Below are 10,833 nucleotides of genomic sequence, written 5' to 3'. Positions count from 1 at the left end.
AAATAAAGGGTTACATCTGAGGTATCAGGCTAACAGCCTTAAGTCACGACGGGTTATATCTTATCTGACATTAGCGGAGAATATCTTGCGACACTCTCCGCTAATTTTAACGCGAACAGCACTGGATGCAGTTCTTAATCACCTCGCCAAAACCTACCGAAGTATGGTGTTGGTTTATTAGCGCTGAATTAGTGGGGATCCCTCAGCGCCGAAGCGGGGTTTTATGGAATGAGTGGAGTTGACCGGTAAGCCGGGTTCTGTCGTGGACAGTCATTCCTCTAGGCCAGCAATCACTCACTGGCTCAAGCAGCCTACCCGGGTTCAGTACGGGCCGTACCATGTGAACCCCTATTTGGCCTTGCTCCGGGTGGAGTTTACCTTGCCACGAACTGTTGCCAGCCGCGCGGTGCGCTCTTACCGCACCCTTTCACCCTTACCTGATCCCACTTGCGCGGGCCATCGGCGGTTTGCTCTCTGTTGCACTTGTCGTAGGCTTGCGCCTCCCAGGCGTTACCTGGCACCCTGCCCTATGGAGCCCGGACTTTCCTCCCCTTCACCTGTCTCCCCCGAAAGGGACGGCAGCGAAGCGGCGACTGTCTAGTCAACTCCGCGGCGGATTATAGTCACATTACTGTTGAATGTCATCTTCCGCTTGCATTTGGCTGTCATCTTGCTGTTCAAGTGCATACTTATAAAGCGCATTCTTTTTCACGCCGTGGATTTCTGCGGCTAAAGCGGCAGCTTTTTTCAGCGGTAACTCTTTTTGCAACAACGCCAGAGTACGCAAGGCGGCGGCAGGCAGAGCATCATCCGCCTGTACTTTATGGCCTTCGACAATCAAGACCATTTCGCCACGGCGTCGGGTTTCTTCTTCCTGAACCCACGCCAGTAACTCGCCAACAGGCGCGCCGTGGATAGACTCCCAAGTTTTGGTGAGTTCTCTAGCCAGTACCACATAGCGTTGTGGGCCAAGTACAGTTACCATGTCCTGTAAACTTTCTAACAAGCGATGGGTTGATTCGTAGAAGATTAGGGTTCGAGGTTCCTCAATCAGCGCTTGCAGAGTATCCTTACGTCCTTTGGTTTTCGCAGGCAAGAAGCCTTCGTAGCAAAAACGGTCTGAGGCAATACCGGCGGCGGAGAGGGCTGTAATCGCCGCACATGCGCCCGGTAATGGCACAACTCTGATGCCAGCTTCACGGCAACGGCGCACTAAATGGTAGCCCGGATCGTTAATCAGTGGCGTGCCTGCATCTGAAACCAGTGCAATACTCTGGCCGGCTTGCAGTTTCGCCAGTAAATGATCGGCTTTTTGTTGTTCGTTATGGTCATGAAGTGCAAATAGGCGGGCGTTGATCGCGAAATGTTGTAACAGCAACCCTGTATGACGTGTATCTTCTGCCGCAATCAAATCAACGCCTTTCAGTACCTCTAACGCCCGATGGGTTATATCCCCTAAATTACCGATTGGGGTAGGTACCACATAAAGCGTAGATGCAGAAATCACTGCTCGATCGTGTTGATTCATTGTTTCATCCGAATTACCGATTTAATATTGAGCATCTTGAAAAAAACATCACTGGATACAGTATGCTTTCCTCAACATTCGTTCGTTCCAAAGCAGGGCTAGTCCCTGTTGTGTTGGCTGCTTTGATACTGGCAGCTTGTTCAGGCAGAGCACCACAGACGCCGCCCGCCAATATACAGGACGAAGCAAGCGCTAACTCTGACTATTATCTGCAACAGTTGCAACAGAGCAGTGATGATAACAAGGCTGACTGGCAATTACTTGCCATTCGTGCCCAGTTACGCGAAGGGAAAGTCCCTCAAGCAGCAGAACTGCTTGGAACTTTGCCCGCTGACCTGAATGACACACAGCGCCAGGAACAGCAATTACTGACCGCAGAACTGCTGGTTGCACAGAAAAACAATCCTGCTGCTGCGGATGTTTTGGCCAAATTGGATGCAGGGAAGTTCTCAGCCAACCAACAAGTGCGCTTTTATCAAGCACTGATTGCCGCCAATCAGGGTAAAGCAACCTTGCCGCTGGTGCGCGCATTCATTGCTCAAGAACCCCTGCTCAGTGATAAAGCCCATCAAGATAATATTGATGGCACCTGGCAAGCGCTGGCCCAGCTCACCCCACAAGAGTTGAATAACATTGTGATTAACGCGGACGAAAACGTCCTGCAAGGTTGGCTGGATTTACTGCATGTCTATCAGGATAACAAGCAAGACCCTGACATGCTGAAAGCCGGTATTAAAGATTGGCAAAATCGTTATCCGCAAAATCCGGCAGCGAAAAACCTGCCAACGGCATTAACGCAAATCAGCAACTTCAGCCAGGCGTCTACGGCGAAAATTGCCTTATTGCTGCCATTAAGTGGCCCGGCACAAGTCTTTGCCGATGCTATCCAGCAAGGTTTTACTGCCGCACAGAATGGCTTGCCAGTTAACGCTCCTACACCGGTAGAGCCAGATGCAACCGCAAGTACGCCAACGGATGCCGCGGCGACGCCGGTTACAGATGTGGCTGCGCCTATACCAGCGCCGGTACCTGTCGCCACCAGCAATGCACAAGTCAAAATCTACGATACCACCACTCAGCCGATTGCAGCTTTACTCGCGCAAGCCCAGCAAGATGGCGCGACATTGGTGGTTGGCCCACTGCTGAAGCCCGAAGTTGAACAACTGAGTGCAACCCCCAGCACACTAAATATTCTGGCGCTGAACCAGCCGGAAGTCAGCACCAATAGCCCGAATATCTGTTATTTCGCCCTTTCTCCTGAAGATGAAGCCCGCGATGCCGCGCATCATTTATGGAGCCAGGAAAAAAGAATGCCGCTGTTGCTAACCCCGCGTGGTGCCTTGGGTGACCGCATCGCCAAAGCCTTTGCTGAAGAGTGGCAGAAGCAAGGTGGTCAGACGGTATTACAACAAAACTTCGGCTCTACTGCGGAGTTAAAACAAGCTATCAACAGTGGCGCGGGCATCCGCCTGACCGGTCAACCGATTAGCGTTTCAAGCGCACCGGCGGCTGCACCAGCATCAGTCACTATTGCTGGCCTGACCATCCCTGCACCGCCCGTCGATGCACCGGTAGTTTCAACCGCCGTTGGTGGTAACATTGATGCGGTGTATATCATCGCGACACCGGCCGAGCTGACACTGATTAAGCCAATGATTGATATGGCGACCAGCACCCGCAGCAAACCTGCACTGTTCGCCAGCTCACGCAGCTATCAAGCAGGTGCAGGCCCAGACTACCGGCTGGAAATGGAAGGCATTCAGTTTAGTGATATTCCACTGATGGCCGGGTCGAATCCAGCTTTGATGCAACAAGCGGCAGCCAAATATGCTAACGACTATTCGCTGGTACGTTTGTACGCCATGGGCATTGATGCGTGGACATTATCGAATCATTTTGCTGAAATGCGCCAAATTCCTGGTTTCCAGGTCAGCGGCACCACCGGTGATTTAACGGCATCAGCCGATTGTGTTATCACCCGTAAATTACCTTGGCTGCAATACCGCCAGGGCATGGTAGTACCGGCGGCGTAAGTGATTCGGGTGAATGAACGCAGCTAACAACCCTGCAATTTCAAGGACGAAAAGTATTCCCAAAGTCATTGGAGTTTGCAGGTAGGCAGCAAGTGAGTGAACCCCGATGAGCTTACTCAAGTAAGTGATTCGGGTAAATGAATGCAGCTAACAACCCTGCAATTTCAAGGACGAAAAGTATTCCCAAAGTCATTGGAGTTTGCAGGTAGGCAGCAAGTGAGTGAACCCCGATGAGCTTACTCAAGTAAGTGATTCGGGTAAATGAATGCAGCTAACAACCCTGCAATTTCAAGGACGAAGGGAATTATGAGCCAAAGGAAAACTGGCACACACTACGAAAACCAAGCCCGCCACCATCTTGAGCGGGCGGGTTTAGTGTTTGAGGCGGCCAATGTCACCTATCAAAGTGGTGAGATTGACCTTATCATGCGCGACGGAGCCACTTGGGTGTTTGTTGAAGTACGCTTTCGCCGCAATACCCTATTCGGTGGCGCTGCCGCCAGTGTCACTTACCGCAAGCAACAGCGGCTACTCCGGGCTGCGGCCCTTTGGTTGGCACAACGAAACGCATGTTTTGCCACAACATTATGCCGTTTTGATGTTTTTGCCATCACGGGTAGTCAGTTAGAATGGCTGCCAAACGCCTTCAATGCGGATTGATGATTTTTCTCCGGTTTATGCCGGCTCTGCCCAAAGAAGTTGGAGTTGCAAGTAGGCGGCAAGAGAACGAATCCCGATGAGCTGACTCAGGTAAGTGATTCGAGTGAATGAACGTAGCCAACACCCTTGCAGCTTCAAATACGAAGGGCATATTAATTTTATTAAGTGGGTCAAATCAACGTGCTGGATAGAATCAAAGGTTGTTTTACAGAAAGTATTCAAACCCAGATTGCCGCGGCTGAGGCTCTGCCTGATGCCATATCCCGTGCAGCAATGACGTTGGTTCAGTCACTGCTCAACGGCAATAAAATTCTCTGCTGCGGTAATGGGACTTCTGCGGCTAACGCACAACACTTTGCGGCTAGTATGATAAACCGTTTTGAAACAGAACGGCCCAGCCTGCCAGCTATTGCTTTAAATGCTGATAATGTGGTGCTGACAGCAATCGCCAATGACCGCCTGCATGATGAAGTCTATGCCAAACAGGTTCGTGCGCTGGGTCATGCTGGTGATGTTTTGCTCGCTATTTCCACTCGTGGCAATAGCCGTGATATTGTGAAAGCGGTCGAAGCCGCAGTTACCCGTGATATGACCATCGTCGCACTGACCGGTTATGATGGTGGTGAGCTGGCGGGCTTGTTAGGTCAGCAGGATGTTGAAATCCGCATACCTTCGCACCGTAGCGCTCGGGTTCAAGAATTACACATGCTGACAGTGAATTGCTTGTGTGACTTAATTGATAACACTCTATTTCCTCATCAGGACGATTAAAGGAGCACGAATGAAGGTTGGTTATATTTTTGCCATGCTATTCAGCGCCCTGTTATTACAAGGTTGTATCGGTGCTGTGGTGGTTGGCAGTGCAGCCGTTGCAACTAAATCTGCCACAGACCCGCGCTCTGTCGGCACCCAGGTCGACGATGGCACACTTGAGGCCAGAGTTGTCAATGCACTGAGCAAAGATCAGCAGATAAAGAGCCAAACACGTTTTGTCGTGACCGCTTATCAAGGGAAGGTTTTGCTGACAGGGCAATCGCCAACAGCTGAACTGTCTAGCCGTGCCAAGCAAATTGCAGCCGGTGTTGATGGTGCCACAGAAGTGTATAACGAAATGCGCTTGGGTAAGCCGGTCGATCTGTCCACCGCATCCATGGATACTTGGATCACCACCAAAGTTCGCTCACAATTACTGACCGCCGACTCGGTTAAATCCTCCAACGTGAAAGTCACCACGGAGAATGGCGAAGTGTTCCTTTTGGGTCTGGTGACTCAGCAGGAAGGGCAATCAGCTGCTCAGATAGCCAGTCAGGTGAGTGGCGTTAAGCATGTGACTACCGCGTTTACTATTGTGAAATAACTCAGTTTATTGACATAGAATCAAACTGATACGGGCTTAGCGCAATCTAAGCCCGTTTTCTTAATCTAACTGATTTTCCTGCAAAAACGCCTTGCCACCCAACTGCCGCATCTGGCGCAAAATCCACTGTTGGCGGGAAACAACATAACCTGATGGCGCATTCACTTTAAAACGTAGTGGATTGGGCAGAACTGCGGCTAACAGGGCGGCTTCTGACGCACTCAATTTACTGGCCGGTTTATTAAAGAAATGGCGCGCAGCCGCTTCCACACCAAAAATACCCTCGCCAAATTCCGCGATATTCAGATAAACCGTCAGAATACGCCGCTTGGTCCACACCAACTCAATACCGGCGGTCAGGCCCACCTCCAACCCTTTACGCACCCAGCTGCGTCCATCCCATAGGAACAGATTTTTGGCGGTTTGTTGCGATAAGGTGGATGCACCACGGATACGATTTTGATTGCGCTGATTGTGGGCTAATGCCGACTCAATGGCACCGACATCAAACCCCCAATGCTCAGGGAATTTTTGATCTTCCGCGGCCATCACCGCCAGCGCCATATAAGGCGAGATTTCATCCATCGGCACCCAATCAGAATGAGCAACATATGAAAAATCGCCTGTCAGCCAGGCCCCGAGCTGCCTTTCAATCATGACCATGGAAAACGGAACCGGCAGGAAAGCAAAAATCAAAATACCGGCCAACCACAGAGCAACAATGCCAATGATGCCCCGCTTGCCCCAATACCAAAGCCAATTTAATCCACGGCGAACTGAAATCATTCGGTTAAATCCAGCACCTTCGCCACCAGCTTATCAATTCCTTTTGCTGCTTCGGAAATTGATGCCGCCAACATGTAGGCCGGTGTTGTGACCACTTTATTCTCTGCATCGACCACTACATCATCAGCAGGGCAAATAACATGTTGCCCTCCCATAGCTTCAATTGCATCAAGAGTATCGGGATCGTTACCAATCGTCAGGCGAACAGGTTTCCCCAGCAGCTTTGGCAACATCACCGGTGAAATACACATAAATCCAATTGGTTTACCGGCCTTATGCATTGATTGAGTAAGCTTAACTAAATCTGGATCTATAGAACATTCAGAACCTTTAATGGCGAAATCACTGAGGTTCTTTGCGGCACCAAAACCACCAGGAACAATAAGGGCATCCAAGTCCTCTGAATTGGCGACAGAAAGCGGCTTTATCAGGCTCCGAGCAATGCGCGCAGACTCCACTAAAACATTCCGCTGCTCAGTAGATTCTTCACCAGTAAGATGATTAATAACATGGAGTTGCGGCTTATCTGGTGCGAAGAATAAAACACGAGCTCCAGCACGATCCAATGCTAATATAGTTAAGACAGACTCATGTATCTCTGTGCCATCTAAAACACCACATCCACTCAGCACTACACCGACTGTTTTCATCACACCTCTCCTTTTCTCACGCTGTCAATTGCTTAACTCGTTCTAGTAACAAAGACCAATCTCTATCACATATTTTAATGAATCTTGTAACAAGAGCGCTTACATTTGCTATGTTATTGCTTGTATGATGTATGGACGAATCCTTACAACCTGCGAATCCATTAGAAATCGAAATTATTAGGCAGGTTGACGATTTCCCTGGTGTTGGCGCAGTATTCGCGCACCCCGGCCTCGGTCGGGGTTATTTTTTTTCAGCGGTCGCTGCCCACTCACGTAACACTTGAACATCATTGCGCCATTCTGATTTTAATTCATCGACCCAATCTTGCACGTTATCCCACCATGCTGGCAGTGTCGGTGTCTGAATTTGCTGTGCAAGCTGCTGGATATGGCGTAACCCCACGGAGCCAGCCGCCCCTTTAATTTTATGCGCCTCTTCTGTAATACCCTGCTGATCCCGCGCGGTCATGTTTGAATCCAATACCGCCAAATAGCCCGGCATCACTTGTTCAAACATTTCAAGGCTTTGATGGATTAGTTGTGGGCCAACCAAATCGATATATTGTTCCAGCATGGCAGTATCAAGTAACGATTCATGGGTTTGCATCACTTTAAGTTCCTGTTTTTTAGCGGCAGAAGAAGGCTTATGATCCCAGAACTGCTTAATCATGGCCGTGAGCGCGGGCACTGATAACGGCTTACTCAGCACATCATCCATCCCGGCATCTAAATATTCTTTTTTGTCTTTCAGCACGTTAGCGGTCAAGGCCACCAATGGCGGCAAGGATTGCTGCCCATAATCAGCCCGAATTTGACGGGCGATATCCAACCCACTCATATCTGGTAATTGAATATCCAACAGCACTAAATCAAAATTATCCGGTTTGAACATCGCCAGCGCATCGTGGCCATTCATCGCCACCTCGACACTGTTGCCCAGTTTCTCCAACACCGAACGCGCGACGATAACATTCAGCTCGATATCCTCCACCAGCAAGATGTGGAGAGCCGGCAACGGGAGATCCTCACCTGATGGCGTGCTGGACGTGGCCTGCACGGCTGGCGCTTTAATCGTCAGGGTAAAGCATGAACCTGCCCCTTGGGCACTTTTCACCGTGATATCACCGCCCATGCTCTGTGCCAGACGTTTAGACACCGCCAACCCGATGCCCGTTCCGGTCGCCGGGCGGCCGCCATTGCTATCTTTCACCTGATAATACATGGCGAAAATCTTATCTTGTTCATCCTCAGGAATGCCCATCCCTGAATCTTCTACTTCAAAAATCAAGCGGTCAGTGCCTTCCCGCCGCACCCGTACCACAATTTCGCCTTGCTGGGTAAACTTCACCGCGTTGCCAATCAAATTCCACAGAATTTGGCGCAAGCGGGTGCCATCGGTAATGATTTTCTCCGGCAATGGTAACTGCGGTTCCATAATGAACTTCAGCCCTTTTGGCTGCACCAACAGGCCAGAAAGGTTTTCTAAATCCGCCATAAACCCAGTAAAATCAATCGGTTGATTATCAAGCTGAACTTTACGGCGCTCCAACTTATCCATCTCAATGATATCGTTGAAGATATTCCCGAGGGTAATAGCACTGACGTGAATGGTTTTCAGGTACTTTAATTGCTCGCTATCTAATTCGGTATCTAACAAGATGCGGCTCAGGCCCACGATGCCATTAAGCGGCGTACGCAGCTCGTGGCTGATAGTTGAGATGAAAGTCGTCTTATCCCTACTGGCATTCTCCAGCGCGTCCTGGTAGCGCTTGCGTTCGGTTATATCGCGCCCGAAACCCATCAATCCATGACGCTTACCGACACGGTCGTAAAACGGCACTTTCCGCAATTCAAAGCAGGCTTTGCGGCCATCGGGGTACACCAGCCATTGCTCATAGGTTAGCGAAACGTTGTGGCGGAAAACTTTCTCATCGGTTTCCATGACTTTCTCAGCAATATCCGGCGCATAAACCTCTTTAGGGGTCAGCCCGACCAATTGCTTCTCACTTTTACCGGTCAGCAATTCCATTGCCCGGTTGCAGCCGGAGAACTCATTATCTTCGTTACGGTAATAAACCAAATCCGGTGAAGCATCCAAAAAAGAGCGCAATAAGGCCGACTGCTGACCTAACTCAATCTGCGCCTGTTCACGGTGGCCCATCTCTTCTTTCAGTTTGTCGACCACTTGCAGATGCGCTTTCTCTGCTTTCTCGCGCTCGACGATTTCCTGATTAAGTTGAGCAATATTCTCCGTCAGTTGTTTATTCAGCTCTAAATCGCGATAACGCATTACTTCGAGCTTATCCACCAACCGCGATAAACGCTGGCGCGACTCTTCCAGTTGTTCAACCACCACCGACAGGAAATACACTGCCCATGGGGTTATCAGCAAACCAAAGAAAATGGAACGCACCAGATCGAGGGTTTCCACCGAGCCACTCAATACAAAGGTCACCGCCATCTGAACCACCATGGCCAGCAACACCAGCACAGATGCCAGTAGCAGTGAGAAGCGAACCAGCCCTAACTTAACCATTAAATCAACGTAGTACTGGGCTAATACCCTGATTTGCTTCATAGCAACCCCTGTCTGTGTTTATCTGATAAATCATACCGCAAAACTGGGCTGAGATAAGATGGCTTCCTCAGAAGTGTGGAAAAGATTGCAAATCACAATGAGGTATTGTGTGAGAAACAAGGTGGGCGGTAAAAAATTACGGCGTAGCGAGCTAAGTCAGACTGAGTGCGTACAGTGCGGAAAAACCGGAGCGTACACGTAGTACGTGAGGATTTTATTCGCTACGCTCCCCTGCGGGCCGCCCTAAAGGGCATTCAAAATGCATGCATTTTGTGAGCACTGCACAATCCCAGTATGACGATGCGCAGTAGCCGATCACCGCGCAGAGGCTTGCCCGCCATGGGCCAGCATATAATTATTCAACTCATTCATACCCGTCCAGCGGTTCGCGCACCACAATGGCGCAAGCAGGGTTGGCCTGCGGGCACTGGCAGAAATCCGGTGGTAGACAATTTCGGCGGGGGTATGGCGGATCATTTCACCGGCGGTAAGCACATAATCTTCCAGTGCCAGTTCGGGCAAACGCCCCGCCCGCCAAGCTTTGGCCATGATACTGCCCTCCACGATATGCAGCGGGTGCAGTTTTATCCCATCGACACCGGTTGCCACCACTTTCTCCAGCGTTTCCATGCACTGCGCCTGATTCTCACCGGGCAAGCCAACAATTAAATGGCAGCACACTTTCAGCCCTCGAGCACGAGCACGGCGGGCAGTTTGCTGGTAACAAGCAAAATCATGGCCACGATTAATACGTTTGAGGGTTTTATCATTCGCGGTTTGTAGCCCCAACTCCAACCAAACCTCATAACCTTGCTGATGATAACCACTCAATAAATCCAACACCGCGTCCGGTACACAATCGGGCCGAGTGCCGACACACAAACCGACAATGTCAGCTTCAGCCAAAGCTTGCTCATACATCGCCGCCAGCGCATTGACCTCTGCATAAGTACTGGTATAGGCCTGGAAGTAGGCCAGGTAGCGTTTTGCCCGATTGGCTTTTTTGGCCTGTTCCGCTAATTGCTGTGCAATGCCCTGCTGCTGCATTTGTTCGTCAGCAAATGAGGCCACATTGCAAAAAGTGCAGCCGCCGCGCCCCAGAGTTCCATCACGATTAGGGCAGCTAAACCCGCCGTGTAGCGTGAGTTTATGAATTTTTTCACCATAGCGGCGCTGTAAATCCGCACCAAACATATTGACTAATCGCTGCAACTGCATAATCTTGGCACTGCCTGTCAAAA

9 protein-coding genes, 1 other RNA gene and 1 pseudogene are annotated in these 10,833 nt (G+C 50.2%); 5 read left to right on the top strand and 6 right to left on the bottom strand.

Annotated elements, in window-relative coordinates; all coding sequences use genetic code 11:
* Positions 1-181, top strand: a pseudogene (locus OVO64_RS15980) (IS4/IS5 family transposase); the annotation flags it as partial.
* A gap of 49 nt (positions 182-230) precedes the next feature.
* On the opposite strand, the gene rnpB reads toward OVO64_RS15980, so the two are convergent.
* Both rnpB and rsmI read right to left on the bottom strand, forming a co-directional pair.
* Positions 231-609: RNase P RNA component class A (gene rnpB, locus OVO64_RS15975), an RNA gene on the bottom strand.
* Between the two features lie 19 nt (positions 610-628).
* Positions 629-1,528: a 16S rRNA (cytidine(1402)-2'-O)-methyltransferase gene (gene rsmI, locus OVO64_RS15970; RefSeq protein ID WP_038638792.1), complete on the bottom strand. Its 900-nt coding sequence runs from the start codon at positions 1,526-1,528 to the stop codon at positions 629-631.
* A 62-nt stretch (positions 1,529-1,590) separates the two neighbouring features.
* Between rsmI and OVO64_RS15965 the strand changes: the two genes are divergently transcribed.
* From OVO64_RS15965 to dolP, 4 genes are all read left to right on the top strand, one after another.
* Positions 1,591-3,561, top strand: coding sequence for a penicillin-binding protein activator (locus OVO64_RS15965; RefSeq protein WP_038638789.1), 1,971 nt, complete (start codon positions 1,591-1,593; stop codon positions 3,559-3,561).
* Positions 3,562-3,867: 306 nt separating this feature from the next.
* Positions 3,868-4,221, top strand: coding sequence for a YraN family protein (locus tag OVO64_RS15960; RefSeq protein ID WP_038638788.1), 354 nt, complete (start codon positions 3,868-3,870; stop codon positions 4,219-4,221).
* Between the two features lie 180 nt (positions 4,222-4,401).
* Positions 4,402-4,992 (top strand): DnaA initiator-associating protein DiaA, encoded by a 591-nt coding sequence (diaA, locus tag OVO64_RS15955; protein WP_004710884.1) that lies wholly within the window; start codon positions 4,402-4,404, stop codon positions 4,990-4,992.
* Positions 4,993-5,002: 10 nt separating this feature from the next.
* Positions 5,003-5,578: a division/outer membrane stress-associated lipid-binding lipoprotein gene (dolP, locus tag OVO64_RS15950; RefSeq protein ID WP_038638786.1), complete on the top strand. Its 576-nt coding sequence runs from the start codon at positions 5,003-5,005 to the stop codon at positions 5,576-5,578.
* A 60-nt stretch (positions 5,579-5,638) separates the two neighbouring features.
* On the opposite strand, the gene mtgA is transcribed toward dolP, so the two are convergent.
* The 4 genes from mtgA to OVO64_RS15930 all read right to left on the bottom strand — a co-directional run bounded on the left by mtgA (position 5,639) and on the right by OVO64_RS15930 (position 10,810).
* On the bottom strand, positions 5,639-6,364 hold the full coding sequence (gene mtgA, locus OVO64_RS15945) for a monofunctional biosynthetic peptidoglycan transglycosylase (protein ID WP_038638783.1): 726 nt from the start codon (positions 6,362-6,364) through the stop codon (positions 5,639-5,641).
* Positions 6,361-7,014 (bottom strand): isoprenoid biosynthesis glyoxalase ElbB, encoded by a 654-nt coding sequence (elbB, locus tag OVO64_RS15940; RefSeq protein ID WP_267248891.1) that lies wholly within the window; start codon positions 7,012-7,014, stop codon positions 6,361-6,363. Before elbB ends, mtgA begins: the two co-directional genes overlap by 4 nt.
* A gap of 241 nt (positions 7,015-7,255) precedes the next feature.
* The gene (arcB, locus tag OVO64_RS15935) at positions 7,256-9,592 is read right to left on the bottom strand and encodes an aerobic respiration two-component sensor histidine kinase ArcB (protein ID WP_038638778.1); all 2,337 of its coding nucleotides are present in this window, start codon (positions 9,590-9,592) and stop codon (positions 7,256-7,258) included.
* A 315-nt stretch (positions 9,593-9,907) separates the two neighbouring features.
* Positions 9,908-10,810 carry a TIGR01212 family radical SAM protein gene (locus OVO64_RS15930; RefSeq protein WP_050292037.1) on the bottom strand — a complete coding sequence of 301 codons (903 nt, stop codon included), beginning with the start codon at positions 10,808-10,810 and terminating at the stop codon, positions 9,908-9,910.
* Between the last annotated feature and the right edge of the window lie 23 nt (positions 10,811-10,833).

This window comes from Yersinia sp. Marseille-Q5920, assembly GCF_946902935.1.
GTDB classification, from domain to species: Bacteria; Pseudomonadota; Gammaproteobacteria; order Enterobacterales; family Enterobacteriaceae; genus Yersinia; species Yersinia rochesterensis.
Note: the sequence above shows the minus strand (reverse complement) of the source record. Positions and strands in the feature narration are given on the sequence as shown.

Coding starts and splice junctions, on each gene's coding strand:
- OVO64_RS15930 (WP_050292037.1), bottom strand. CDS start 10,810: ATGCAGTTGCAGCGATTAGTCAATATGTTTGGTGCGGATTTACAGCGC.
- OVO64_RS15960 (WP_038638788.1), top strand. CDS start 3,868: ATGAGCCAAAGGAAAACTGGCACACACTACGAAAACCAAGCCCGCCAC.
- rsmI (WP_038638792.1), bottom strand. CDS start 1,528: ATGAATCAACACGATCGAGCAGTGATTTCTGCATCTACGCTTTATGTG.
- mtgA (WP_038638783.1), bottom strand. CDS start 6,364: ATGATTTCAGTTCGCCGTGGATTAAATTGGCTTTGGTATTGGGGCAAG.
- arcB (WP_038638778.1), bottom strand. CDS start 9,592: ATGAAGCAAATCAGGGTATTAGCCCAGTACTACGTTGATTTAATGGTT.
- OVO64_RS15965 (WP_038638789.1), top strand. CDS start 1,591: ATGCTTTCCTCAACATTCGTTCGTTCCAAAGCAGGGCTAGTCCCTGTT.
- dolP (WP_038638786.1), top strand. CDS start 5,003: ATGAAGGTTGGTTATATTTTTGCCATGCTATTCAGCGCCCTGTTATTA.
- elbB (WP_267248891.1), bottom strand. CDS start 7,014: ATGAAAACAGTCGGTGTAGTGCTGAGTGGATGTGGTGTTTTAGATGGC.